Below are 26,015 nucleotides of genomic sequence, written 5' to 3'. Positions count from 1 at the left end.
CACGTCGTAAGCGGCGCTAATCTGAAAAAACAGACTGTCCATGAGGCCCACTCCGTAAAGTTTCTGTAAGTCTTTTAATTCAAGACACCTCTGCGGTCTCTGCGATCTCCGCGGTGAAATATCCGGGTTAATCTGAAAACAGACCGTCCATGCGGCGTCTTTTCATTGAAAACATCTCTGCGATCTCGGCGATCTCCGCGGTGAAATATCCGGGGGCGCATCATTCTGTGGCGGCAGCGGGGTCAGGCCGCGAACCGGCCTCGCTGCGCTCCATAGTCGCCCGGCGGCAGGACACTCGGTATAATGGATGCAGACATACCTGCCTCCAACAAGGAGCCTTCCATGCCTGGGCGTCTCATTCCTGTCGCGATGCTGCTGGTAATCGTCTCGCTTGGGGCCGCTGCGACCACTCAGCCCGCGGCGCCGGCGACCGACACGAAGGTGTCCGCCGATGCGGCCATGAAGACGCCGCTGCCCAAGCTGGCGATCAACGCTCCCCTGGCCGACGCGCTGGCCCAGTGCGCCAAGCTGGCCGGCGTGAAGATGGAGGTTGACTGGGAATCGCTGCGGGCCACCGGCGTCAAGGACAGCGAGAAGGTCGTCGTCAAGGGCGTGGCGACCAGCCCCGGCGAGGCGCTGGGCATGATGCTCGGGCAGGTCGAGAAGAGCGGGCGGCCCCTGGCGTGGTATGTCGACAAGGATACCGTCCGCGTCACCACGCGGGGATTGCTGCTGCGCGGGTCGGCGCCCGGCGTGGCGGCCCCGCGCGACGCCGCCGCGGCCAAGCCCGCACCCGCTCCGCGCGACTGGAACTTCGACAACGCCGAACTGGCCGACGTCGTCAAGACCCTCCGCCCGGAACTCAAGATGAACTTCGACGTCAACTGGAACGCCCTTGAGGCCTCGGGCGTCACCAAGCAGACCCCCGTCACGATGCATGCCTCCGACATCACCGTCGCCAAGGCGCTGGACCTGCTGGTGGGGCAGCTTTCGACCGGCAAGGCCAAGCTCGACGCGGTCTACTGGATCGTCGACGAGGACGTGGTGACCATCTCGACCGGCGCGGCGCTCAATCGCGAGACCTTCACCAGGACCTACCAGATCGGCGACATGCTGGCCGTGACGCCCAGCTTCACCGGACCGCGGATGAGCACCAACGCCAACGCCAGTGACGACGCCAACGCCGCCGCCCTGGGCGGGGCGGGCAACAATATCGCCCTGGCCAAAAACCTCAACGTCGGTCCGGGCACCGCCCCGGTCAGCGACGCCGAGGAACGCAAGAAGATCGAGGAGACGCTCATCAAGGTCGTCAAGACCGCCATCGGCGAAGACATGTGGCAGCCGCAGGGGCCCGGCGCCATCGCCATCCACAACGGCCGCATGATCATTACCCAGAGCAAGCTGGGATTCCTGCTGCTCAATAAGTCGCTGGCGAAGTAGCGTGGCACCGCCCGAATGGGTGCCACGCACAACTCCGTTGTGCGTGTCCCTGAATGCGAGAGTCAGATTGGGGAGCATGGGCGAGACGCCCATGCCACACAGCAAGAGCATGGGCGAGACGCCCATGCCACACGGCAAGAGCATGGGCGAGACGCCCATGCCACACAGCAAGAGCATGGGCGAGACGCCCATGCCACACAACATGTGCCTGATTACATTGATCGGCAACGCGCCGCCGCTTTTGCAGGCGCCATCCATCCATCCATCCATCCATCCATCCATCCATCCATTATCGAACCATCCGTCCTTCCGCCCATTCGTGACATTCGCGGACGTGACTCTCCCGTTTTTCCGGTTGCACCGTTGGCAGCCGCCGGGTAGGTTACGCGCGGCCTTACTTTCCTTCACTAACCGGAGTTGACTTATGAATGATGTGGCCGCAAAAGATGCACGCATGAAATGGTGGCGCGAGGCGCGTTTCGGCATGTTCATCCACTACAACATGTTTTCGCAGTGGATGGACCCGCAGTACAAGTGGCTCGAAGAGCACCCCGAGGCCAACACGCCCGAGGACCACGACCGCCTGCGCGTCGAAAAGCTCAGGCCCGACAAAGACGCCGTGCGCAACTGGATCAAGACCGCCCACGCCGGCGGGATGAAGTACGCCGTCCTGACGACCAAGCACAACTGCGGATTCCCGCTGTGGAACTCGAAGGTCAACCCGTTCTGCGCCGTCAACTACGGACCCAAGCGCGACCTGGTGGCCGAGTTCGTCAAGGCCTGCCGCGAGTTCGGGCTCAAGGTCGGCTTCTACTACGCCCTCAACGACCGCCACACCGGCATCAAGGAACAGGCCCGCACCGACGAGAAATACCGCCAGGAGATCCTCAAGTACACCAAGGGCCTCCTGCGCGAGCTGATGACGCAGTACGGCGAAGTCAGCATCCTCTGGTACGATGAGCCCTCGCCGATGGGCTACGGCGGCGAGTGGGATTCGGCCGAGATCAACGCCATGGTCCGCAAGCATCAGCCGGGCATCATCATCAACGACCGCTCGCTGACGTACCAGGACTTCACCTGCTCCGAAGGCCACATCACCTCGACGGCGTATCCGGACCAGGACTGGGAATGCTGCATGACGTTCAACGGCACGTGGGCCTGGCACCCGACGCCCAAGAGCAAGTATTACACGCCGCGCGGGATCCTGGACCTGCTGGCCACCGTCTGCAACATGGGCGGCAACGTCCTGCTCAACAGCGGACCGGAACCCTATAGCGGCCAGATCCGCGACATCGAGGTCGAGCGCCTGGCCACCGTCGGCAAGTGGCTCAAGGTCAACGGCGAAGCCGTCTACGGCACCAACGAACGCGCCGAGGCCCTGGGGCAGTTGACGGTCCCCACCGGCGCCAAGTGGACCAAGCACGGCACGACCGGATACCTGTGGCTGTTCAAGTGGCCCGGTAAGAGCACCATCACCATCGACAAGGTGCATACCAAGCTGCTCAAGTGCTCGCTGCTGACGACCAAAAAGCCCCTGAAGTTCACGCAGGAAGGCGAGAAGATCGTCATCAGCGGCTTGCCCAAGGGCTGCCCCGATAAGATCTGCCAGTGCGCCGTGATCAAGATGGAGTTTGCAGCGTATCCGAGGTAGTTTCAGTTTCACCGCGGAGGTCGCAGAGAACGCAGAGAAGAATGAGGTAAACAACAGGATCGGACGGCGACGAGGCCGCAGTTGAATCTCGTCCTCGTCGTCGTCCTCGTCCTCGTCGTCGGTTGCTGTTTTGTGGCATGGGCGTCTCGCCCATGCGTGGCACGGGCGTCTCGCCCGTGCAATCCCCGACCTACGGGACAGATGCCCGTGGAACTCACGGGCAAGATGCCCGTGCTACGCAAAATGACGTGCTCGTCTCGTACATCCCCGCCGAACATTGGCGACTATGAAACCGCTCGGCGCGATTATGCGCTGCACGTGCCTGAGCTGTTCAACTACACCGTCGACGTGTTCGAGAAGTGGGCTCGCCAGGAGCCCGGGCGCACGGCCTTGCTGGTGGGCTCGGCCGACTGGGGCGCCATCGAGTCGCACTCCTTCGGCCAGTTGTCCGCCCGGATCAACCGCTGCTGCAATCTGCTGCGGTCGCTGGGCATCGTCAAGGGCCAGCGCGTGCTGGTGCTGATGGGCTGGCGGGCCGACTGGTACGTGGCCATGCTGGCGATGATCAAGCTGGGCGTCATCCCCATCCCGACGACCACGCAGTCGCGCCCGCGGGACTTGCTGTACCGCTTTGAAGTCTCCGGCGCGGTGGGCGTGATCTGCTCGGCCGAGCTGGCCGGCGTGGTCGACGAGATCGCCGCCCGCTGCCCGACGCTGGCGCACAAGATCGTCGTCGGCGCCGAGGCGCCTCGCCCGGGCTGGATCGACTTCGCCGACGCCCTGGCCGCCCAGGGCGAGACGTTCGACAACTGGCAGAGCACCCGCAGCGACGACCACATGCTGATCTACTTCACCTCCGGCACGGTGGCGTATCCCAAGATGGTGCTGCACACGCAGGCGTCGTACGGCATCGGGCATCGGCTGACCGCCGAGCTGTGGCACGACCTGCAGCCCAGCGACACGCACTGGACGATGACCGACACCGGCTGGGGCAAAGCCGTCTGGGGCTGCCTCTTCGGTCAGTGGACGGTGGGGGCGACGGTGTTCGTCTCGGCCGCCCCGAAGTTCGAGCCGCAAAAGACGCTGACGATGATCGGCCGCCTGGGCATCACCAGTTTCTGCGCGCCGCCGACGGTCTATCGCATTCTCGTGCGGGACAATCTGGACAACTACGACCTGTCGTCGCTGCGGCACTGCACCAGCGCCGGCGAGCCGCTCAACGGCGAGGTCATCCGCATCTGGCGGGGCGCCACGGGGCTTGACATCCACGACGGCTACGGCCAGACCGAGACCGTCAACGTGCTGGCGAATTACCGGTGTTTTCCCGTCAAGCCCGGCTCGATGGGCAAGCCCGTGCCCGGCTTCGACGTGCTGATCGTCGACGACGACATCCGCCCGCTGAGCGACGGCAACGAAGGGCACATCGCCATCCGCATCAAGCCCAACCGCCCGGTGGGCTTCTTCGCAGGGTACCTCAACGACGAAGAGTCGACAGCCGCCGCTTTCCGCGGCGACTTCTACCTCACCGGCGACCGCGCCTACCGCGACAGCGACGGGTACTTCTGGTTCGTCTCGCGCGCCGACGACGTGATCATCACCTCCGGATACCGCATCGGGCCTTTCGAGATCGAAAGCGCGCTGATCGAGCACGCAGCCGTGAAGGAATCGGCCGTCGTCGCCAGCCCCAACGCCCTGCGCGGCGAGATCGTCAAGGCCTTTGTGGTGCTGGCGGACGGTTACGAACCCTCAGCCGCGCTGGTGGGGGAGCTGCAGCAGCACGTGCGGAGCATCACTGCGCCGTACAAGTACCCGCGAGCGATCGAGTTCGTCAAAGAGCTGCCCAAGACCATCAGCGGCAAGATCAAACGCCGCGAACTGCGCCAGCGCGAGTGGGCCGGCTGGCGCGGCGGCATGAAAGTCCGCCCCCGCCGCCGATACCGAAGAACCTACCGCCGCCTGGGCCTCTTGGCGTTACTCGAACGCCTCCGCCGCTCATTGTTCCGGCCGAAAGCAATAATCCGGAATCGGTAATCAGTAAACAGTAATCGGTAATCAGTGATCGGCAATCCCAAACGGGTGCCGTGGCGGGAGGGCAAAGCCCGACAGCCACGATCCCCATCGGCCGTAAACAACTTGCCGCAGTCGAACATGAACCTTCGGTTCACCTAAAACGATGAAAAGTTAAGCCTTTGTCATTACAGCGGCTATGTTTATCCCCGTGATCTTGTTTACGGGTTTATTTTCAGAGCAGAGATCGCACGAAAAGAGAAGTGTGCGTGTTTAAGAGTACAACACCCCCTTATCTTTCTATCCCAGTCTTCTGTTTCCTAGGACAACCCGTACTCACGTCTCCACTGCGCGCCTGGCTCGGCCCGTATCGTTTGAAGGAATGAGTTCACCACCTCTGAACCTCGACCGTTGCGTGGAACGATTGTTTTGTGTTTGATTCTCGAATCGATCAGGCCATAACACTCGGCATAAAACCTCTTGGCCTCTTGTGGGTACCCGTCCCTATAGCCTCCTTGCACTTCGAGGAACTTCTTGGCAGTAAAAACAATAAGATCAGACATCTGTATCATAGGGTTCTTGCGAGAATCGACAGGGTAACTGAACTCCACTATCCACTTGATACGATGTGCAATTGTCCCCTCAAAGCGTCGGGCAACACTGATTCTTTCAATCGCGTTCCTGAATTCATCTATGGTGTCGATGATTAACATGCCTCTGGCACTAATCCCCAGCTTTGCCTTCACATACCAATTGATGTACGTAATCATATAGTCATAGGCGATAGTATACGGAGCAGGTTCACATCCGTCCGGGACTGCCGCGATGGCAGCAAGTTTGGCTTTGTCTATTGCAAAGAGATGCACATCGTGGTGTCGATCCGTCAGCAAAGCCAATATGTTCAAGGCCAATTCATTGCGGCGAGCACGATCATGGCCAAGAAACGGGCCCTGCCCCTCGGGCGAAAGCAACTGCTCCGCGTGCAATTCAAACCCGTCGGGCTTGCGCCCCTGGAAATACGCCGTAAGAACTTCGTCAAGCGCCTCTTGCGTAACGTTCCAGCCTTCGTCACGAACGCTCAGCCCGCCAAGAACAAAGACAGGCTGCTGCGTATTTGCCAAGTCTGTCCCGGTGCTCCCAGCCTCGTCAAGATAGTAAAAATGCATATATGTCGCCCCACAAAGAATCAGGGTCGCTATACAGCCGCCGCCGGAGGCGCCGTTGGTGTTTGCCCAGGTTGTGGCTGAGGTTCAATATCGGATGGCGTATCGGAAGCTTCTGAATCGATCTCTTCTTCCACCTCAACCTCTACCGCCTGCCCTGTAGCAGTGTCGACCTTCCTGACCTTGCGGCGTTTCTTGCGCTTCTTTGTCAGCGCGATGTCGCCAGCCGAGAGGAGAGCATCTCGGCTTAGTACTTCCTTCACGCCAGCAAAGACATCGGTCATTTCCAGCCTGGCTTCGGCATTGCGGTTCAGTTCACGGCGGATGATGCTCAGTACCGGCTCGCTGAAAAGAACCCGGACCAGCGATGCGGGGGCGAGGGCTTTCTTCTGGTTCCAGAAGTTTGACAGCACGTCGACAGAGACGCTGTCTTTAGTGAGCATCTCAAGGGAGGCCCAAACTACGTCGGGCCTCAGATCAACGTCAGGCAGATTGACCTCGAACGCGAGGTCGTGAACGATCCCTTCCCCTTCGTTGAACGTCAGGTGGTAGAGTTGCCACTGGATTCCGTTTGTCAGGAGCACCCAGCGGATACCGCAGCGGGAAGCGTAATTCTCTGCCTGCTCGATGTTCTTCTCTCGCAGTGTCTGGATGCCTGCGGCCTTAGCTTCGACAAGGAAGGCCATTGAGCCATTGAGTTTGATGCCGAAATCGCAATAGCGATCCTTTATGGAGACTTCTTTGGAGATTTCGCCGGCGAGGCTGTCGTAGTTCAGCACATCTTCAAAGAACTTGACCAAGTACATTACCGTGTCAGATTCGTTGGCTCCTCGGTCAGCAGCGTCTTTGAATACCTGCGCATACCGCTTCAGCTTCTGAAGTGTTGCCTTATCCAGTGCCATGACGCGATCCTTTCTTGCCCCAAAAAATAAACAAAGTGTCGCAACGCGACTAGACTCGATTCTATCGCCACATGGGGAGAAACGTCAATCCTCTGCCCGAAGGGAAAGGCAGTCAGGCACAATTTCGTACGTCCCGCTGCCGTGTCTGTCGTGCTTGATCGATCCAAGGCGGCGTCGCTGCCGCCGCACTCTAAGGGGTCTGGCTGCTCGTCTGGCCTCTTCTGGATGTTGGGGCGGAAATCTGGATTCGGGCATCCTATGAAGTCGCCGCTCGCAGCATTGCCAGGACGGATGTGAACCATGCGTTGCCCCAGCGGGCTCGGCCGTGGAGGAGGAGGGCGCCGGGGGGTGGCGGGGGTGGCTTGGCGGAGGTGGGTTTCGATGAAGCGGGCCAGGTCTACCGGGTCGTTGGGGATGACGAGCAGTTCGGTGTGCTCGCGGGCGTCGGTGGCACCGAGGTGTACCGAGAGGCCGTAGAAGAGATCGTAAAGGTGGTGCGGGATAATGAGTATAGGTAGAAGCTTCTACAACGCCTGTGTCATAAAGCACTTGTGAATAGTGGCCGCGACGACAGGTTGGCGAAGAGAGTAAGGGAACGCGAAGGCAGGATAAGACGTACCGCAATTACTGATGGTTCTGTTTCAATGGCCGCGCATCGGTGCTTCCGGTGTACTGAGGGGCGAGTTTGGGGCTCTCTGGGGGCTCGAAACCGGCAACTCGACGGCCTAACGAGAAATAATTCCGCTCTGGGCGGGCAGTTTGATTGCCATGCCCATTCGCCGGCGTTACCATGTGCTTGTGGTAAACAGCTCTTCTATGGTTGGCCTTTAGTTACGGATCGCCATAGCCCATGAGTCTAGACCGGTCGCATGTGGACTTGAATCGTGAGTGCTGCTTTGGCGGCTGGTTTTCATTCCCCTTTGCTTTCCGAAGGAGCTTGCCATGACGCCTGAGGACGGATTGCAGTCGCTCAATCATCAGCTCCGGCAGTCTCTGGATGTGCTGGGCATGCTCGACGAGGCCCCGACCGGGATAGCCTTTCTCGATTCGGACATGCGGTATCTGTACATCAACAGTACGCTGGCGGCGATGAATTGCATCTCCGCTGCAGATACCGTCGGGCGGACCATTTACGAAATCATTCCGTGGGCAGTGGCGGCTATCGAGCCGCACCTGCGTGGCGTCCTGGGCGACGGGCGATCCATTTCTAATATCGAGATTTCCGAAAGCCTCGCCGGCGGGCGGAGCGGGCGATACTGGATCCAGAGCTTCTATCCGATCTCTCGGGCGGACGGGGCGGTCTGGGCAGTGGGCGTTCTGGTGACGGAGATCACCGACCGCAAGCGGATCGAAGCGGCGTTATGGGAGAGCCAGGCCCACGCGCGGGCGATCCTGAACACGATCCCGGACCCGGCGTGGCTGAAAGATACTCACGGGCGCTTTCTGGCGGTCAATGCGGCCTGGCGCAAGTTCTTCGGCATCGAGGCCTGCGACGCCATCGGCACCACCGGCGAGGGCACTCTGCCGTCTCATGTCCAGGAGCGGATACGGGTCGAGGACGAGCAGGTCCTTCGCACGGGTCGGCCGCTCAACACCGAGCGCGTTCTCCAGGACGACCAGGGCAAAGTGCGGTATTTCGAGACGATCAAAAGCCCCGTCCACGATGAGCACGGGGCGGTGATCGGGACGGCCGGCATCGCCCGCGACATCACGCGCCGCCGGCAGGCCGAAGACCAGTTGCGCCAGAGCCAGAAGCTCGAGGCCGTCGGGCGGCTGGCGGGCGGCGTTGCGCATGACTTCCGCAACCAACTGACGATCATCAAAGGATACGCCGAGATGCTCACCCGGCGCGAACTGGTCCAGGAGCAGGCCGTCGAGTATGTTGAGGAGATCATCGCCGCCGCGAACCGGTCGGCCGACGTGGCGCAGCAACTGCTGGCGTTCAGCCGTCAGCAGATCTTGCGGCCACAGGTGCTGGACATCAACGTGCTGCTGCGGGACATCTCGCGGTCGCTGGTGCGCCTGCTGAGCAATGACGTGGTGTACTCGCACGTGTCGTCAGAGTCGCCGTGCGTGGCGGAGGTTGACGCGGGGCAACTGCAGCAGGCGATGATGAACCTGATTCTCAACGCCCGCGACGCGATGCCCAACGGCGGGCGGCTGATCCTTGAGGTCCAGCGCGTGGAGATCGACGAACCGCTGGCCGCGCCGGGGTTCGACTGCCCGGCCGGTCCGTACGTCAGGATCTCCGTCAGCGATACCGGATGCGGAATGGAGGAGTCGAGCCTGTCGCATCTGTTCGAGCCGTTCTTCACGACCAAGCCGACGGGCGAGGGGACGGGGCTGGGGCTGGCGATGGTGCATGGGTTCGTCCGCCAAAGCGGCGGGGCCATCCGCGTCGCCAGCCGCCCCGGGTGCGGCACGACGTTCAACCTCTTTCTGCCGCTGCGCGAGGAGGCGGCGCAGCCGGCGCCCCAGCCGCCCGCCGCCGGCCTGCCCCGAGGCGCCGGTACCATCGTGCTGGTTGAGGATGAAGCGGGCGTTCGCCAGTGGATGACCGAAACGCTGCGCGAGTGCGGCTATGTCGTGTATGCGGCGGGCTCGGCCCGCGAAGCGTCGCAGTTATGCGACCGTCATGCCGGGCCCATCGACCTGCTGATCACCGACGTCGTCATGCCCCAGGGCGACGGCCCGCACGTGGCGCGATATTTCCAGGACCGCCGCCCCGGCATCGCCGTGATGTTTATCTCCGGACACGCCGGAAAGGCGCTGACCGACCGCGGCCTCGTCGGCGAGAACATCGACATGCTGAACAAACCCTTCGGGGCCGCCGAACTGGCCCAGACCGTCAAAGACATCCTGAGCCGGTGAAACCGCGCCTTCACAGCCACGCGGCGAGTTGCTCGGCGAAGTACGTGATGATCAGGTCAGCGCCGGCTCGCTTGATCGCTGAGGTGACTTCGAGGGCGGCGGCCTTTTCGTCGAGCCATCCGGCGGCCGCTGCGGCTTTGATCTGGGCGTACTCGCCGCTGACGTGATACGCGGCGACGGGCAGATCGAACCGGCGTCGCAGGTCGGCGATGATATCGAGGTACGTGGCGGCGGGCTTGACCATGAGGATGTCGGCGCCCTCGTCGGCGTCCAGCGCGGCTTCCAGCGGCGCCTGGCGGGGGCTGCGGTAGTCCATCTGGTATCCGCGGCGGTCGCCGGCGGCGGGGGTGCTGCCGGCCGCCTCGCGGAAGGGGCCGTACAGGCTCGATGCGAACTTGACGGCGTAGGCCATGATGGCGGTGCCGGCGAATCCTTCGGCGTCGAGCACCTGGCGGATGGCATGCACCTGGCCGTCCATCATGGCTGAGGGGGCGACGATATCGGCCCCGGCGCGGGCGTGCGAAAGAGCGGTCCGGGCCAGCAGCTCCAGGGCCTTGTCGTTATCGACGCCGCCGCGGGCATCGAGAGGCCCGCAATGGCCGTGCGCGGTGTACTCGCACAGGCACACGTCGGTGATCACGAGCATCCGCGGCAGGGCGGCCTTGATCTGAGCGATCAGCCGCTGCACCGATTCGCCGGCGTCCCAGGCGGCAGAACCAATCTCGTCCTTGCCGGCGGGCAGGCCAAACAGCAGCACGGCAGGGAGGCCCAGGCCGGCCCAGCGGCGGGCGGTTTCCAGTGCGGTGTCGACGGAGAACTGGAACTGTCCCGGCATGGCGGCGATGGGATTTCGCACGCCCTCGCCTTGGCGCACGAACAGCGGGGCGATCAGATCGCTGCGATGCACGCGCACTTCCGCGAGCATGTCGCGAAGCGTCGCGCTGCCTCGCAGGCGGCGCAGACGTCTTGTAGGGAAGCCTTTCATTGTTGATCAAGTATAACGCGGGGGAGGGGAAAACAAAGAAACAACCGACGACGAGGACGAGAACGACGACGAGGACGAATAGAACGTTCTGCGCGATGTTAGCGGCGGAGCTTGCTCCGCGCGGTTGTTGGGAACCGGACAACCCGTTGGGCATTCGCCAAGGCTAGGGCGTGGCAAGCGTCGTCGGTTTCTTCCCCTTCCTTTGGTGGGAAATGTTCGCTCGTGACATCGGGCCATTGCCTATATAGAATGTGATGTTTGTCCTAAGGGTGCGAGCATGGGAAAAACAGTAACAGGTGATTTGAACCGGTTGACCGCGGCGATCGTGGCCAACTACCAGACCGATGCGCGAACGCAGCGGATCGGGCACGGGTTCCAGCCCAACCGCGGGCAGATCGTGCAGATCGTCGAGGACATGCGGCGGCTGTTGTTTCCGGGCTTCTTCGGCGAGCGCGGGCTGACCGAGGGCAGCCTCGGTTCGCACATCGAGCACCTGGTAGCCGAGATTCGCGAAAAGCTCGAGGAAGAGATCTACGCCTGCGTCTGCACCGAGCGTCAGTGCCCCACGTGCGCCGACCCTGACACATGCCGCAGCGACGCGGAAAAGATGGCCGTCGATTTCCTGGCCCGCGTGCCGGCGATCCGCGACATGCTGGCGCTGGACGCCCAGGCCGCCTGGGACGGCGACCCGGCTGCCAAGGGCACCGACGAAGTGATCTACTGCTACCCGGGCTATTACGCCGTGACGGTCTATCGCATCGCCCACGAACTGCTCGTGCTGGGCGTGCCGCTGATGCCTCGCATCATGTCCGAGCACGCCCACGGCGCCACCGGGGCGGATATCCACCCCGGCGCGGTGATCGGCAAGAGCTTCTTCATCGACCACGCCACCGGCGTCGTGATCGGCGAGACGACTCGAATCGGCGACAACGTGAAGGTTTACCAGGGCGTCACGCTCGGGGCCAAGAGCTTCCCCAAGGATGAGCGCGGACGCATCATCAAGGGCCTGCAGCGCCACCCGACGATCGAAGACAACGTGACGATCTACCCCAACGCCACGATTCTCGGCGGCGAGACAGTCGTCGGACACAACGTCACGGTCGGCGGCAACGTGTACGTGACCGAATCGGTCCCGGCCGAGAGCCTGGTCGTGCAGATGGACTCCAACATTCGCGTGCTGAGCAAGAAGAACCGCCCCGGCGCGTAGGATACGAACATGGCACTGAACTTTTCCGCATCCGTTGACGACGTGTTTGTCAATCTGAGCCTCCAGACGGTGGTGGACCTGCCCACCAGCGGCGAGACGGTGCTGCATTTCTGCGAGGCCGTCCGCAAGAAGTTTCCGCTGATGACGAGTTTCTACCGCCGCGAGGAGATGCCCGAGGGCGAAAGCGGTCCGGCCAAGGGCGCCGGGTTCGTGCTCGAGGGCGACCGCGACCAGGGCACGTACCAGTGGCTGGAGATCAGCGGCAACCAGATGACGGCGGGCTGGTTCAACCCCGACGACCTGGAGACGGTCTTCCAGATGCACTCGTGGCTGCTGGACCGCAGCACGTACTTCCTGGGCGTGACCGGCATTGACATCGAGAGCGTCGAGATCCTCATCGGCTTCAATCTCGAGTATCGCGGTAATCGCGACCAGGTGGTAGCCGCGGCGCTGCTGGACGGTTCGCCGCTGGGGGCGCTGCTGCAGGAGTCGCTGGGGCCGACGATCGAGTGCGAGCCGAACATCGTCATGGCGCTGGACGAAGACTGCTGCATGCAGGGGCGGCTGTACCTGGCGACGCGCAATAACAGCTACCAGGTCCGCACGGGGCGTTACAGCCCGGACCCCATCAGCGTGTACTACGCGGTGCGGAACTTCCCGCGGATGGGGCAGGTGATGGATGTCGCTCGCGATTTCCCCCGCCAGTGCCGCACCTGCGAAGACATGGTCCGCCGCGTGGTGGTTCCCGGCGTGGTGCGACCCATCGCCACGGCCATCGCGGCGCAATAGGCGGTGGAACAGGCTTTCCAGCCTGTTCATTCACAGCCTGGAAAGGCTGTGCGCCCCGTTCTCAAATTCCCCGGCCTTTCTGTGCTTGCGGGCGGTTTTAGATAGGGCAGGCATCCGCCGCGTGTATTCGCATCGTACCGCCCGAAACTGCAAGGAACCACATGACCTTTCGATGCGTGCTGCTGGGTCTGGCGCTGGCCGCGTTTATCTGCGGCGTGGCGTTTTTCAATGATTACATCTTGCGGGGCACGTATCTGACGGGCAACTACATGCCCATCTCGGTCTTTGGCGGGGTGCTGCTGGTCGTGCTGGTCGTCAACCCGCTCGTGCGGATCATGCGCAGCACGTGGGCCCTCAGCGGCGGCGAGTTGGCGGTGGTGATGGCGTTGGCGATGGTCGCCTGCTCGATCCCCGGACGCGGGCTGATGCACTACTTCACCAACGTCATCATGCTCCCGGCGGCGCGCGGGCAGACCGACGTAAACTGGAAGCGCACCAGGCTGCTGAGCCTGGTGCCCAGCCGGATGCTCACGGAACCCGGCGCTTCCGACGTCGAGGCATTCACCTCGCTTCCCGCCGGCGAACAGGACAAAACCGACCAGCCGTCGCGCGACATACCCTGGCGCGTCTGGAAACGCCCGCTGATGTTCTGGCTGCCGTTGCTGCTGAGCCTGTGGCTGGGCACCATCGCCCTGGCGGTAGTGCTGCACGGGCAGTGGGCGCTGAACGAACGCCTGCGGTATCCCATCGCACAATTCGCCGACACGCTGCTGCCCGGACCCGACGGCGCCGGCAGCGGCATTCTGCGCCGCGGCGGATTCTGGGTGGCCGCCGTGGGCATCCTGCTCATCCACCTCAACAACTACAGTTTCAAGTATTACCCGCTGAATCTGATCCAGATTCCGATGGGGGTCAACCTGGCCCCGATCGGGGAACTGATCGGCTGGCAAGCGGAGGGGAACATGGCCTGGCTGATGAGCCAGCCGTTCTTCCCGACGGCGGTGGGGTTCGCGTATTTTCTGTCGGCCGACCTGTCGCTGTCGCTGGGCCTGGCGCCATACGTGTGGGCTTTCGCCAACACGGCGGCGTTCGACCGCGGGGTAGTGCTCAACAAGGGGTTCTTCGCCGGGTCCCTGCGCGGGGCGATTCACTGCGGGGCGTACACCGGCCTGTTCATGAGCCTGGTCTATACTGGGCGGCGGTATCTGTCAGCCGTCTTCGGCCGGGCGCTGCTGCCGTTTCTCCCGGTGGGTCGCAATCAACCGGCGTGGGCGGTGTGGGCGGCGCGGATTTTCCTGGTGTTCATCACCTGTTTCGTCCTGCTCCTGGTGGTGCCAAAGGACGGCGTCTATTGGCCCATCGCGATCCTGTACGCCGTCGGCGCGGTGGTGCTGTACACGGTCATCAGCCGGATCGTGGCCGAGACCGGGGCGTTCTTCATCCACTCCTACTACTTCCCCTGCGAGGTTCTTCTGGGGTTCGTGGGCCTGGCGGTGATGGATCTGCAGTCGGTGGCGATTCTGTTCCTGGTCTCGACGCTGCTGTTTGTCGATCCGCGCGAGGCGGTCATGCCCTTCATGGTCACCGGTTTGCGCCTGGCGCAGCTCAAGGGCGTGCCCCAGGGCCGCGTGGGGATCTTTGCCGCAGTCGCGTTGACTCTGGCGATCGCCGTGGCCCTGCCGGTGACGCTCGGCCTTCAGTACAAGCATGGAGCCCGGACCGTCAGCGACGGCTGGACCTGGTCGATGGTGCCCAACTTCGCGATGAACGGCCTGGCCCGGCTCAAGGCCGAGGCCGACGCCGATCCCGCGCTGATCGGCGACCCGGCGCCGGGGCTGGGTCGGTGGGCGAGTTTGCGACCGGACCGCCCGACGGTGATCGCCTTCGGCGCCGGTCTGGCGGCGGTGCTGGTGATGACGGTGCTGCGGTTGAAACTGACGTGGTGGCCGATCCACCCGGTGCTGTTCTGCATGCTCGGGACGTGGCAGAGCACCACGCTGGCGTCGTCGTTCCTGCTGGGATGGCTGATCCGGACGCTGGTCACCCGAACCGGCGGCAGCCGCATGTATCTCTCGGCCAAACCGTTCATGGTGGGGCTCATTGCCGGGGACGTGCTGGGGGCGCTGGCGCCGGTGATTCACGGCGCGATTTACTACTACGTGACCGGCACGTCGCCTCAACCCTTCCGCATCATGCCCTCGTGAGCGGCCCGGTCAGATCGCCGTGCGAAGCGTGGGCTGGTGGGCGACGCGGACGCAGTTGCGCCCCTGGTGCTTGGCGTCGTACATGGCGGCATCGGCCAGGTCGAGCAGTTCCTGTGTACAGGAAGCCTGGCGCGAGTCGGCCGTGCCGAAGCTGAGTGTGACCTCGATGATCCCGCGGATTGTCTTGACGGGCCACTGGGCGACCGTGCGGCGGCAGCGGTCGGCGACGTTGGAGGCCGAGGCGGCGGTTTCCGCCGGAAGCAGGATCACAAACTCCTCCCCGCCATAACGGAAGAGGCGGTCGCACTGGCGGCATTGGTTGCGCAGCACCGCCGCGACGCGGGAGAGCACGTCGTCGCCGGCGTGATGACCGAACTGGTCGTTGATCCGCTTGAAATAGTCGATGTCGGCCATCACCACCGCCAGGGGCGAGCCCGTCCGTTCGGCGCGGGCCCATTCCTGCTGCAGGCCCGCATCGAGGGCGCGGCGGTTGCCCAGCTCGGTCAACGGGTCGATCTGCGTGCAGGTCAGCAGCAGGTCCTGAAGGCGCTTGGTTCGCAAAGCCGCACGCACGCGGGCGCGAAGCTCGAAGGCGTCGAAGGGCTTGGTGACGTAGTCGACGGCCCCCAGATCGAGCCCGCGCACCTTGTCGTGGGCGTCCTGCGAGGCGCTCAGGAAGATCACCGGAACCATGCACAGCGCCGGCGACTGCTGGAGCATCTCGCAGACAGTGAACCCCGACATGTCGGGCATGTCCACGTCGAGCAGGATCAGGTCGGGCATGGTTGCGGCCGCGGTATCCAGGCCCTCGCGCCCGCTCGAGGCGCAGACCACCTCCAGCGACTCCTGGGCCAGACGGGCCTTGGCGATCAGCAGCGCTTCGGCGCAATCGTCGACGATGAGTACCTTCATGGTCATGGTTCCACCCGCCCTGGTGTCGGCCACCCGATCTGGATGGCCCTGCATAGATCCGCCACGTGTTTGAATGCCAGCGTCGCGGCCTCGATGTCGTTGGCCTTGGCCGCGGTCTCGAGATGGCGGGCCGCGTCCGTCAGCGTAGGATACCCATACCCGCCGGCGGCGCCCTTGAGTTGATGGGCCAGGCGCGTCAGGTCGGCCGTCTGAACGTTCTTCAGCGCCGCCGTCATCAAGGCGCACTTGTCGCTCAAGGCCTCGACGAACTTGCCGATGATCTCGCACATGTCCGGGTCGTCGGCGTAGTCCGACGCCAGGGGTTGGGGCGCCGCGGCGGCGGGGCGGGCGGCGCGATCCGGCGCCGTGCCGGTGGCGTGCGTGCGGACGGCGGTCAGCAGCGCCGCGCGGTTGACGGGCTTGGTCAGATGCTCGTCACAGCCGGCGGCGATGCTCTTGTCGCGATCGGCGGTCATGGCATGGGCAGTCAACGCCAGGATGGGGGTGGTCATCCCGCTGCGGCGCAGGGCGCGGGTGGCCTCGTAACCGTCCATCTCTGGCATTTGCATGTCCATGAGGATGACGTCGTAATTGGCGTTCATTGCGGCCTCGACGGCAAGGCGTCCGTTTTCGGCCACGTCCACGTCGGCGCCGGCTTTTCGCAGGAGGGTGGTGATGAGTCGCTGGTTGTCCGGGCCGTCCTCGGCCAGCAGGACGCGCAGGCCCGTCAGATCGATGCTGACCGAGACGGGCTCGGTGCTGGTGTGAAGGCCCTCGCAGGGCTTGCTGAGCATGATCGAGCCGGCGATGTTTCCGGTGGGGATGGTCAGGGTGAAGGTGCTGCCCTTGCCCAGTTCGCTGGCGACATCGAGGGAGCCCTGGAGCATCTGTGCGATATGGCGGGTGATCGCCAGGCCCAGTCCCGTTCCGCCGTACTTGCGGGAGGTCGAGGCGTCGGCCTGCTGGAACGACTGGAAGAGCCGTCCCATCTGGTCGGGGCTGATCCCGATGCCCGAGTCGATGACCTCGATCCGGATGCTCGGATCGGCGGCGGCGTCGCCGACGAGGGCCGCGACGATGCGGACGCTGCCTTTTTCGGTGAACTTGACGGCGTTGCCGACAAGATTCACCAGCGCCTGACGCAGGCGCACCGTGTCGGTCTGAATGATCTGTGGAATCGCCGTGGCGTACTCGATGGCCACCGTGACGCCGTGCTGCCCGGCGCGGACGCGCATCACGCTGGCGATGTCGGCCAGCATGGCCGTCAGGTTGCAGGGCTTGATCTCCAGGGCCATCTTGCCCGCTTCGATCTTCGACAGGTCCAGGATGTCGTTGATGACCTCGAGCAGGTGCTCGCCGTTGCGGCGGACGATGCTCAGGCAGTTGGCCCGCTCGGCGGGGGACTGGTTGGGATCGGCCAGCAGTTCGGTGAAGCCCATGATGGCGGTCATCGGGGTTCGGATCTCGTGGCTCATGTTGGCCAGGAACTGGCTCTTGGCGCTGTTGGCGGCCTCGGCCTCCTGTCGCGACTGGAGCAGTGCTGCCGCGGCGCGACGCCGTTCGGTGATGTCCATGCCGTAGATGTTGGAGTACGCCCCGTCGGGGGCGGGGGAGAAGGTCAGCGAATAGATTCGCTCGCCGCAGACGAACTCGATCTCCCGGGCCTTCTGGATCTTCAGCGACTCGTCCAACGCGCCCTTCCACGGCGCCAGCAGGGGGGCTCCGACGCGGCAGTTCAGGCCCGCCAGCAGATCGGCGGCGGCCTCGTTGGCGTAGAGGAGGATTCCCCGTGCCGAAACTCGCATGACCGGGTTGGGGTTTTCGGCGGGGAATCGCGCCAGGCGGCTGATCTCTTCGTGGGCGCGCACCATTTCGGTGATATCGCGATGCGACTCGACGATCTGCACCACGCGTCCCTGGGCGTCCAGGATTGGCGAAGCGCAGATTTCGACGATGCGGTCGCCATCAAGGGTGGGGTTTGCGTGTCGCACCGTGACGGGCCGGCGGGTCTGGACGACGGCCTTGACCGGGCAGGGATTGGATGCGCTGTCGCGGGATTCGTCGGGCGTTTCGGCGGCACGGCATCGGGCCATGCACTGGGATGAGGGATTGTCGCCGGTGGCCTTGCTGGCGGCGCGATTGGCGTGGGCGACGCGGTGATCGAGGCCGACGACCATCAGCGGGTCGGGCAGGGCGTCGATGATCTTCTGGAGAAAGTCCTTGGACGACTGCAGCTCGTGCAGGGCCTGCCGGCGATGGTGGTTCTCCTGCTCCAGGGAAGCGTTGGCCTGCGAGAGCAGGCTGGCCATCCCGGCGGTGCGGACGGCGTTGCGGCGCGTGGCGACCAGGTAAGCGGTCAACGTGGCGGTGGCCGCCAGACCACCCAGGAGCACCATCAAGGGCAGAGAGGTCTCGGCCACTTCCAGCTGTCCCGAGGCGGGCGTGCAGACGATCTGCCATCGCCGCCCGGGAACGTCAAGCGTTTCGGTGCGGCAGAGTTGGGTGGTGAGGTCTTTGACGTCCAAGCGCTCGCCCATGCCGGCGTATCGGCTGGCGGGGCTCAACTGCGAGTAGAGCCATTCGGGCCCGCGGTTGTCGGACAGGTCGAACAGGTGGACGTCGATGTTGCGCGGCGGCAGCGACGTCAGCGCGCTCTGGACGGTCCTGTCGATCCGCACCAGGCGGACGACGAACCCAGCCAGATGCTCTCGGCGCTGGTCCACCGTCGCGGTGGGCGTGGCGTTTCGGAAGATCGGCACGTACACCAGCAGGCTGATCTCGTCGCCGGCGTCGGTGACGGTGCGGATCTGCCCGGTAATGGTGGGGTGGCCGCTGTCGCAGGCTTCATTCATCGCCGCCAGGCGTTTGGGGCACGATCCGGCGTCGAACCCCATCGCCGTGTCGCGCCCGGCGAGGGGCTCGATGTACTCCAGGGGAAAGTAGTAAGGCCGCTCCGCCGCGGAAACCAATTTGGCGTCGGCGGCGTGTTCGGTGATGGTTCGCCGGCGCGTCCGCTCGAAGAGCGGGCGCTGATCGCGGGCGATCCTCGGCGCCCAGCCGACGGCTTGAAGGTCCGGAACGCTTTTAAGCAGCGGCTGCATGAACTGGCGAAATTCCTGCTCTGTCACGTTGTCGGTGCCGGCGTAGAAGGCCTTGAGCGAGTTGAGGACCAGGCGGTTGACTTCGAGGGAGGCCTTGATGGACCGGATGCGGTCGTTGGCGTTCTGGTTGAACGCCAGCAGGGCGCGCTGGTGTTCGAGTTCGTCGGCGATGAAGTACAGACAGGTCGACAGCGCCGCCCCCATGGCGAGAATCGCCACCGAGACGAAGTACTGCGACATCATCGACCGGACACGTTCAAGTCGCCGGGGCAGTCTGATCGCACTCAAGGGTCGCATCGGTTTCCTTCGGCAATAGGATCAGCAGCAGGCACGGATTTGCCGCGCCCGGAATCTCTGCTTGCCCATGTCTCCAAAGGCATATTCGGCCAGCAGGCCGGGAGGGTTAATTAAGGAATGAATGAATATGCCCTGTTTCGGCGGCGCGGGGGGCGGCTATTCCAGCGGTTTGATAACCATGCCGGTGGCCAGTTTCGGGTAGAAGTACGTGCTCTTGTGGGGCATCGACTGTCCGGCCAGGGCGACGGCTTTGACCTGGTCGAGCCGCGTGCCCTGCAGCAGCAGGGAAAGCTGCGATTCGCCGGCGGTGCAGGCGGCCAGGGCCTTGTTGGCGTCGGGGGTATAGCGGATCTCCGTCGCGTCGGTGCGGAAAGACGCCATCGCGCCATCGACGATGAGCGTCTGCAGCACGGCGACATCTAACTCGCGCCAGGCGGGGCACTGCTGGGGGGCGGCCTGTTCCATCGCCGCCGGATCTTTCAGCACGGCCACCCACAACTCGCGACCATCGGTTGCGCCGATGGCGCCGCCGGCGAAGCCCTTGAGGAAGCTGTCGGCATCGCTGAGGTCGGCGGGGATCTGAGGGGCCTTGCGCCACTCAAAGGCCGTGGCGGCCGATCGCAGGGCCGACAGCGAGAACGCCTGAGACAGGCCGCTGACCATCCGGTGCGTGGGCAGGATCAGCAGCCCCGGATCGTCCGAAGCCACCAGCGCAAAGAGCACGTAGTTGGCCTCGTGGCGCGCGTCGATGACGCCGGCCGCCAGCAGCGCGTCGCGATAGTTCATCGCCGTGGTGTAGCGGTGGTGCCCGTCGGCGATGAACACCGGCGCCGGCCTCAAGGCGGCGGCGACGGCGTCGATGGTGGCCGCGTCCGTGACGGTCCAGATCTTCTCGCCCACGCCGTTGAGTGTTCCGGCCGCGGCGGGGTGGTCGGCGTCTACCGTGGCCCAGAGGGTCTCCCGGATGACGCCGGCGGGGTCGTCGTAGAAACCGAAGATCGGCGAAAGCTGTTTGTGCGTGTGCTCGGTGAGTTTGAGGCGATCGGCCTTGGGCCCGGCGAAGGTGTGTTCGTGCGGAATGACGTCCTGGCCCAGCGGCGTGGCGCGAACGCCGCACAGCAGGGCGCGGCGGTGATACGTGCGGCCGGCCCAGGCGTACGTTTGCTCATAGGCGTAGAGGGTGGGGCGGCTGTCGCGTTTGAGCGTGCCGTCGGTGATCCACCTCTCCAAGGTGGACGCTGCCTGGGAGTAGACTTCATCGGGTCCGGCCGAGGCCGGCGGGTAGTGCGGCATGTCGACACCGACAATGTTGCGGTCGGACCCGGCCAGCAGGGCCTGCTTGTCGGCGGCAGAGAGCACGTCGTACGGCGGCGCGATCAACGAACTGAGATCGGCGGCGCTATAGCGCCAGCCGCGGAAGGGTCTGATGTCCATCGCAAGTCTCCATAGGTCCGATCGATGTGAGGAAGATTAACGCAGGCCCTGGGGATTTCCAATTTCCAATTTGCAATTTCCAATTGAAAAGCAGTTCCCATTGGGGGCATTTCTTCAATTGGAAATTCCAAATTGGCAATTGGATATTGGAGTCACTTCTGCAGCGTTTCCTGCAGCGCCATCACCGCAAAGGTGGTGGGCAGGATGTCGTTGCCTTCCATCCACCGAGGTGCGTCGTTCTTCCAGGCGCCGTTGGGGCGGACTCGCTGGGCCAGGGCGTCGACAAGCTCGTGGCGCCAGTTGTGCTTGGCGCCTTCGGCGTCGGTGATGACCGGCTCAGACCATGCCCGCAGCGCCTTGGCGAAGACCATGTAGTAATAGTACAGGCCTTCCTGCGACTGGGCCTGGGGCATGTTGGGATTGGCGTCCAGGCGCCAGTAGGTGCGGATCCAGTCGAACGCCGCCCGCACGCGCGGGTCGTTCTTGGTCACGCCGGCATAGAGCATGCTCTTGAAGCCCGCATACGTCATCGACCCATAGCTGCGAAGCCCCTGACTGCCCGGACCGGCGCCGGCCTTGCTTTCCTTGGGATCGTATGGAAATCCGCCGTCATTGACGGCGGCATCGACCGGCCGCGTGCTCGACTCGCTGCGGTTCTGGAGATTGGTCAGGAAGAGCAGGGCCTCCTTCATGGCCGGGTCTTCGGGCCCCACGCCGGCGTCCTTCATGGCTTCAGTCCAGAAGTTCAGCACGCTGAGGTTCGGCTCGCCGCTGGTGCCGTAGCCCACGCCGCCGCGTCGCACGTCGGAGTCTTCAATCACCGTTCCGTCGGGCGCCTTGTTGCCGACCTTGATCTGGATCGTGCGGAGAAACTTCACGCCGCCGGCCATCGCCTCGTTGAACTTGGGATCCTTCGCCGCGGCCAGCGCGGTGACGGCCGTGGCAGTCGTGTAGCTCTGGAAACCCAGTTTGGGGTCGTAGATGCCGCCGTCACTCTGGCGGTACTTCAGGACGGCGGCGAAGGCCTTCTGCACCTCGGGGGAACTGCTGTTGAAATCGCCGTGTCCCAGCAGCGCCTTGAGAACCAGCGAGGTAATGGCCGGGTCGGCGTCAGGACCGCCGAGGCTCCAGCCGCCGTCTGCGGTTCGCGCAGCAAGCAGATAGCTCACGCCGCCGTTGATGAGTTTTCCGGCCTGCGCGGCGTGCGGGGCGTCCATGGCGTCGGTGGCGGGTTTGGGCACGTTCAACGTGCGGGCGGGGGGCTGGGTCGTCTGCTGTTTGTCCTTGCACCCGCCCGAAAGCGACAGGGCGATCGCCAAAACTGAAACGCCAATCACTGGATATCTCATCATCATGGGGCTCCTGCTTCTGATGTTCAATCTATTCTACGGTCCAGGGCCTACTTCAGCCGTCGGACGACGAAAAAAGTCAAGGCCATCATCTGCAGCGCTACCGCGACGGTCGCCCAGAACTGGCTGACGCCCACGTTGCCGGTTCCGTCCTGGAAGAACTTCCAGACGGCCCCGCCCAGCGCCATTATGGCCATGATCGTGGCGAACATGGCCAGCATGTGCCAGACGTTGAAGTCTTCGCGTTCGGTCAGGGCGGTCTGGGCCATCTGGCGGACGTGGCGGAGAATTTCCAGTCGCACGTGCTGTTCGCTGGCGGGGGCGGGTGCATCGACGGCGGTTTCGGGTTCGTCGTCAACTGTTTCGTCGGCAGGCGGTGCGGCTGCGGGCGCGGCGGCGAGGGAGGGCATGGTGCGTGGAGCGGCGGTTTGCCGGCTCATGGCCGCCAGGCCCGCTCGGGGCAGCGTCGCGGGGGCGGCCGGCGGCGCAGCCTCGGGGACCGCCGCGGCGACGGCCGGCGCTCGAAGAATGACGCGGGCGGCTTCGACGAGATTGCGCACGGTGTAGTCGGCCTGGACGCCTTCGTCATCGCCGCCGTCGGCGGTGCTTTCAGTGCCGGGGGTGCGGATGCGGATGGTTCGGCAGCCGGCTCGCTGTCCGGCTTCGATATCGCGGGCGCTGTCGCCGACCATCCAACTCTGGGCCAGGTCGATGTCGTGCTCTTCGGCGGCCTTGAGCAGCATCCCCGGATTGGGTTTGCGCAGGTCGGACTCGCAGGCGTATTTTTCGACGGTGCCTTCAGGATGAAAGGGGCAGTGGTAGATCGCGTCGACGTGGGCGTTCTTGTCGGCCAGCAGGCGGCGCAGTTGGGCGTGGATGTTGTCCAACGCCTCTTCAGTCAACAGCCCGCGGGCGATTCCGGACTGGTTAGTCACCACGACCATCAGGTACCCGGTCTGGCGAAGAGACTTGATGGCCAGCTCCACCCCGGGCAGGAGCTTGACGGCCTCGGGGTCGGCCAGGTATCCCGGGTCTGCGATGAGGGTCTTGTCCCGATCGAGAAAAATCGCTTTGTTGCTCATGGAATCCATTCTCCGCAATCTGGAATCTCAAATCTGAGATCTCAAAATCTAGGCTTGCCCGCCGGACTGTTCCATTATCCGTCCGATGATCGCCGTGGTGCTGAGCCCTTCGACCTGCTGGAGCGTCAGCACGCGTCCGCCGTAGTTTTCTACGATGTCCTGCCCGACGATCACGGCCGTGGTTCCGCCCTTGACCAGGATGTCGGGCTTGATCAGTTCCAGCAGGGTCTCGGGCGTATCCTCGTCGAAGATCGTGACGTAGTCGACGCATTCGAGGGCCCCGAGCATTTCGGCGCGTTCGGCGGCGGGAATGATCGGGCGGCTGGGACCTTTGAGCCGCTGCACGCTTTCGTCGGAATTAATCGCCACGACCAGGGCGGTGCCCATGGTGCGGGCCTGGGCGAGGTACCGTACGTGCCCCATGTGCAGCAGGTCGAAGCATCCGTTGGTGAAGACGATCGTATGCCCTCCCTGCCGCAGGCGAGCCAGTTCATGCAGCAGGCTGCGGCGCGCCAGCACCTTGCTGCCTCGCAGGCCGATCATCTTGTGCAACTCGGCCAGCACCTCGTCCCGCGTGATGGGCACGACGCCGAAACGTTCGACCTCGAGCCCGCCGGCGACGTTGGCCAGTTCGACGGCGTCGGTGAGATTGCAGCGGTTGGCGATAGCCACGGCCATCATCGCCAGCACTTCATCGCCGGCGCCGGTAACGTCGTAGACGCTGCGGGGCTTGGTGGCGATGCGGCGTGCGACGCCCTCGCGGGTAAAGAGGAAGGCGCCCTCGCGGTCGAGAGTGATGATGACGGCCTGGGCTTCGGCCTCGCGGATGATCTCCCGCGCGGCGCGGGCCATGGATTCTTCGTCGGTGATGGTCACGCCGCTGGCCAGTTCGGCTTCGTAGCGGTTGGGCGTCAGCAGCGTGGCGCCGAGGTAGCGGCGGTAGCTTCTGATCCGTGCCGGATCGACGACGACATCGGCGCCGGCCTTGCGGGCGACATTGATGAACTCCGGCGCCGTCGTGTCGGTTAGAACGCCCTTATCGTAGTCCTGGAGGGCGACGACCTTGCAGCCCTGCACCACGCCCCGCAAAGCCGCCACGAGGCGGTTGCCTACCTCCTCGGGCAGTTCGCCGGCCTGCTCCTCATCGACGCGCAGCATCTGCTGGGCGTGGCGGTGCTGGGCCAGGCCGACGTAGCGGCACTTGACGGTGGTGCAGCGGTCGTAGAGGCGCATGAGCGACATGGTGTCGGCTTCGCCCAGCAGGCGCACGAGCTCTTCGCCGTGGGAGTCTTTACCGATCACGCCGACGCAACAGACTTCGGCGTCCAGGGCGAGCATCGCCGCGGCGACGCTGGCGGCCCCGCCGGGATGCACCTCGCGGCGCCCGACGTTGAGGACGGGCACGGGGGCCTCGGGACTGAGCCGGTCGACGTTGCCGTAGATGTAGCGGTCGAGCATGAAGTCGCCCACCAGAGCCACGCGCGGGCGCCCGAACCGCTCCAGGATGGATACCAGTCTGTCCATGGAAGTGATTCTAATAAGGCGGGGAGGCGTTAGCAATGTCCCTGTCTGCTATCTGCTGTCGGCTTTCAGTGACACCCGCCACTTCAGTTCAGCTTCCTGGGCTTTCTTGACCGCCCCTGTCCCACGCGTTATACTTCTTCTGGGAGGACAGGCCTGCCTGATCTGCCCGTTGTGGCAGAGGAAAGGGAGCGGCGCGATGGCTCGGCGCAGAGCGTTTACCATGATGGAGCTGATGATCGTGATCGGCATCATTATGCTCCTGGTCACCTTGCTCGTTCCGGTTATCAAAAGCATCCTGAGCAAGATGCAGCGGACCGAATGCGCCTCCAACCTCAACACCATGGGGATGCGCCTTAACGCTTACGCCATCAGCACCGGCGGATATTACCCGCGGCCGTACATTCCCCGCACGACGCCGTTCGGGGCGATTCTCTACGCGATGCAGTACAACGAAGGGGCCGCGGGGGAGCACGGGATGTCTGCGGGGGTAAAATCGCCCGCAGTCTACAACGCTCTGGTCGGGGCGGGAATGGGCGAGTTGAGCAATATCGTCAAGTGCCCCAGCCGCCCGGTGTGTTACATCAATCCCACGACCGATCCATCGCGTAACGCCGCCGTGCCGGGCAACTGGGGAAACGCGGTGCTCACGTCGTATATCTGGACATACGGGCTCAACCCCGTCCCGTCGGGGGTCGGAACGCCCACGGCGCTGAGTCGCAGCCCCATGCGCACCAACAGCAACTATGTCATTGCGGCCGACGTGGCCGAAAATAGCGGTACGACCGACACGGGGATCAGCCCGACGGTGTACAACCACAGCGACGGCGGAGTCTTTGCCGGCAGCAACCACCTCTATGCCGGCGGCAATGTGAAGTGGATTCCCTCGGCCGCCGGCGCTGCGGCCACGGCCGAAGACGTTCTGCCGGCCACGAAGACGAACTTTATCGGCGGCGGCAGCGGAACGGGGCGCTACTTCAACGGTCAGTCGCTGACATGGTTTTGGGCGTCCGACAGCGCGCCGTAGAAGAAGTTGTGAATTGTGGATGGTGAGTGGTGAGTGAGAAACTTTAGAAGCAGGGGTGCGTGTTGAGTGAAGA

Annotated in this window: 17 protein-coding genes; 8 read left to right on the top strand and 9 right to left on the bottom strand. The window is 64.0% G+C overall.

The annotated features are described in order from the left end of the window. Positions 1-342: 342 nt before the first annotated feature. From ABFD92_18950 to ABFD92_18940, 3 genes are all read left to right on the top strand, one after another. Positions 343-1,440 carry a hypothetical protein gene (locus ABFD92_18950; GenBank protein MEN6506621.1) on the top strand — a complete coding sequence of 366 codons (1,098 nt, stop codon included), beginning with the start codon at positions 343-345 and terminating at the stop codon, positions 1,438-1,440. A 454-nt stretch (positions 1,441-1,894) separates the two neighbouring features. Then, entirely contained in the window at positions 1,895-3,091 is a 1,197-nt protein-coding gene (locus ABFD92_18945; GenBank protein MEN6506620.1) for an alpha-L-fucosidase, read from the top strand. A 318-nt stretch (positions 3,092-3,409) separates the two neighbouring features. Further along, positions 3,410-5,122 (top strand): AMP-binding protein, encoded by a 1,713-nt coding sequence (locus ABFD92_18940; protein MEN6506619.1) that lies wholly within the window; start codon positions 3,410-3,412, stop codon positions 5,120-5,122. Positions 5,123-5,418: 296 nt separating this feature from the next. Here ABFD92_18940 and ABFD92_18935 read toward each other — a convergent pair whose 3' ends face one another. Both ABFD92_18935 and ABFD92_18930 read right to left on the bottom strand, forming a co-directional pair. Further along, complete coding sequence (locus ABFD92_18935; protein ID MEN6506618.1) at positions 5,419-6,264, bottom strand: DUF3800 domain-containing protein; 846 nt, start codon at positions 6,262-6,264, stop codon at positions 5,419-5,421. A gap of 29 nt (positions 6,265-6,293) precedes the next feature. Further along, complete coding sequence (locus tag ABFD92_18930; GenBank protein ID MEN6506617.1) at positions 6,294-7,163, bottom strand: type I restriction enzyme HsdR N-terminal domain-containing protein; 870 nt, start codon at positions 7,161-7,163, stop codon at positions 6,294-6,296. Between the two features lie 942 nt (positions 7,164-8,105). Here ABFD92_18930 and ABFD92_18925 point away from each other — a divergent pair. After that, entirely contained in the window at positions 8,106-10,034 is a 1,929-nt protein-coding gene (locus tag ABFD92_18925) for a PAS domain-containing protein (GenBank protein ID MEN6506616.1), read from the top strand. A gap of 10 nt (positions 10,035-10,044) precedes the next feature. Here the strand turns inward: ABFD92_18925 and hemB are convergent, their stop codons facing one another. Beyond that, positions 10,045-11,019, bottom strand: a complete 975-nt coding sequence (gene hemB, locus ABFD92_18920) for a porphobilinogen synthase (GenBank protein ID MEN6506615.1) — start codon at positions 11,017-11,019, stop codon at positions 10,045-10,047. A 277-nt stretch (positions 11,020-11,296) separates the two neighbouring features. Between hemB and ABFD92_18915 the strand changes: the two genes are divergently transcribed. The 3 genes from ABFD92_18915 to ABFD92_18905 all read left to right on the top strand — a co-directional run bounded on the left by ABFD92_18915 (position 11,297) and on the right by ABFD92_18905 (position 15,219). Then, positions 11,297-12,226 carry a serine O-acetyltransferase gene (locus ABFD92_18915; protein ID MEN6506614.1) on the top strand — a complete coding sequence of 310 codons (930 nt, stop codon included), beginning with the start codon at positions 11,297-11,299 and terminating at the stop codon, positions 12,224-12,226. Between the two features lie 9 nt (positions 12,227-12,235). Continuing rightward, complete coding sequence (locus ABFD92_18910; protein MEN6506613.1) at positions 12,236-13,015, top strand: hypothetical protein; 780 nt, start codon at positions 12,236-12,238, stop codon at positions 13,013-13,015. Between the two features lie 161 nt (positions 13,016-13,176). Then, complete coding sequence (locus ABFD92_18905; protein MEN6506612.1) at positions 13,177-15,219, top strand: DUF6785 family protein; 2,043 nt, start codon at positions 13,177-13,179, stop codon at positions 15,217-15,219. A 9-nt stretch (positions 15,220-15,228) separates the two neighbouring features. Here ABFD92_18905 and ABFD92_18900 read toward each other — a convergent pair whose 3' ends face one another. The 6 genes from ABFD92_18900 to rfaE2 form a co-directional block, all read right to left on the bottom strand. Further along, on the bottom strand, positions 15,229-16,131 hold the full coding sequence (locus tag ABFD92_18900; protein ID MEN6506611.1) for a diguanylate cyclase: 903 nt from the start codon (positions 16,129-16,131) through the stop codon (positions 15,229-15,231). 2 nt (positions 16,132-16,133) lie between these two features. Continuing rightward, entirely contained in the window at positions 16,134-19,475 is a 3,342-nt protein-coding gene (locus ABFD92_18895; protein MEN6506610.1) for a CHASE domain-containing protein, read from the bottom strand. 210 nt (positions 19,476-19,685) lie between these two features. After that, a complete protein-coding gene (locus ABFD92_18890) occupies positions 19,686-20,963 on the bottom strand; it encodes a DUF1015 domain-containing protein (GenBank protein MEN6506609.1) in 1,278 nt (425 codons plus the stop codon). A 152-nt stretch (positions 20,964-21,115) separates the two neighbouring features. Then, a complete protein-coding gene (locus tag ABFD92_18885) occupies positions 21,116-22,315 on the bottom strand; it encodes a hypothetical protein (GenBank protein ID MEN6506608.1) in 1,200 nt (399 codons plus the stop codon). Between the two features lie 47 nt (positions 22,316-22,362). After that, positions 22,363-23,394 carry an HAD family hydrolase gene (locus ABFD92_18880; protein ID MEN6506607.1) on the bottom strand — a complete coding sequence of 344 codons (1,032 nt, stop codon included), beginning with the start codon at positions 23,392-23,394 and terminating at the stop codon, positions 22,363-22,365. Positions 23,395-23,442: 48 nt separating this feature from the next. Further along, complete coding sequence (rfaE2, locus tag ABFD92_18875) at positions 23,443-24,918, bottom strand: D-glycero-beta-D-manno-heptose 1-phosphate adenylyltransferase (protein ID MEN6506606.1); 1,476 nt, start codon at positions 24,916-24,918, stop codon at positions 23,443-23,445. A 196-nt stretch (positions 24,919-25,114) separates the two neighbouring features. Here rfaE2 and ABFD92_18870 point away from each other — a divergent pair, with 196 nt between their 5' ends. Further along, on the top strand, positions 25,115-25,942 hold the full coding sequence (locus ABFD92_18870) for a type II secretion system protein (protein MEN6506605.1): 828 nt from the start codon (positions 25,115-25,117) through the stop codon (positions 25,940-25,942). The last annotated feature ends 73 nt before the right edge of the window (positions 25,943-26,015 follow it).

The sequence above is a fragment of the Planctomycetaceae bacterium genome (assembly GCA_039680605.1).
GTDB lineage: Bacteria > Planctomycetota > Phycisphaerae > SM23-33 > SM23-33 > JAJFUU01.
The sequence above is the reverse complement of the archived record's forward strand: the minus strand, read 5'-3'. Positions and strand labels throughout refer to the sequence as shown.

Excerpts from the sequence above, each read along its gene's own strand:
- ABFD92_18890 (MEN6506609.1), bottom strand. The coding sequence starts at position 20,963 with ATGGACATCAGACCCTTCCGCGGCTGGCGCTATAGCGCCGCCGATCTC.
- ABFD92_18935 (MEN6506618.1), bottom strand. The coding sequence starts at position 6,264 with ATGCATTTTTACTATCTTGACGAGGCTGGGAGCACCGGGACAGACTTG.
- ABFD92_18885 (MEN6506608.1), bottom strand. The coding sequence starts at position 22,315 with ATGATGAGATATCCAGTGATTGGCGTTTCAGTTTTGGCGATCGCCCTG.
- ABFD92_18880 (MEN6506607.1), bottom strand. The coding sequence starts at position 23,394 with ATGAGCAACAAAGCGATTTTTCTCGATCGGGACAAGACCCTCATCGCA.
- ABFD92_18915 (MEN6506614.1), top strand. The coding sequence starts at position 11,297 with ATGGGAAAAACAGTAACAGGTGATTTGAACCGGTTGACCGCGGCGATC.
- ABFD92_18925 (MEN6506616.1), top strand. The coding sequence starts at position 8,106 with ATGACGCCTGAGGACGGATTGCAGTCGCTCAATCATCAGCTCCGGCAG.
- ABFD92_18870 (MEN6506605.1), top strand. The coding sequence starts at position 25,115 with ATGGCTCGGCGCAGAGCGTTTACCATGATGGAGCTGATGATCGTGATC.
- ABFD92_18950 (MEN6506621.1), top strand. The coding sequence starts at position 343 with ATGCCTGGGCGTCTCATTCCTGTCGCGATGCTGCTGGTAATCGTCTCG.
- hemB (MEN6506615.1), bottom strand. The coding sequence starts at position 11,019 with ATGAAAGGCTTCCCTACAAGACGTCTGCGCCGCCTGCGAGGCAGCGCG.
- ABFD92_18945 (MEN6506620.1), top strand. The coding sequence starts at position 1,895 with ATGAAATGGTGGCGCGAGGCGCGTTTCGGCATGTTCATCCACTACAAC.
- ABFD92_18910 (MEN6506613.1), top strand. The coding sequence starts at position 12,236 with ATGGCACTGAACTTTTCCGCATCCGTTGACGACGTGTTTGTCAATCTG.
- rfaE2 (MEN6506606.1), bottom strand. The coding sequence starts at position 24,918 with ATGGACAGACTGGTATCCATCCTGGAGCGGTTCGGGCGCCCGCGCGTG.
- ABFD92_18905 (MEN6506612.1), top strand. The coding sequence starts at position 13,177 with ATGACCTTTCGATGCGTGCTGCTGGGTCTGGCGCTGGCCGCGTTTATC.
- ABFD92_18900 (MEN6506611.1), bottom strand. The coding sequence starts at position 16,131 with ATGAAGGTACTCATCGTCGACGATTGCGCCGAAGCGCTGCTGATCGCC.
- ABFD92_18895 (MEN6506610.1), bottom strand. The coding sequence starts at position 19,475 with ATGATGTCGCAGTACTTCGTCTCGGTGGCGATTCTCGCCATGGGGGCG.
- ABFD92_18930 (MEN6506617.1), bottom strand. The coding sequence starts at position 7,163 with ATGGCACTGGATAAGGCAACACTTCAGAAGCTGAAGCGGTATGCGCAG.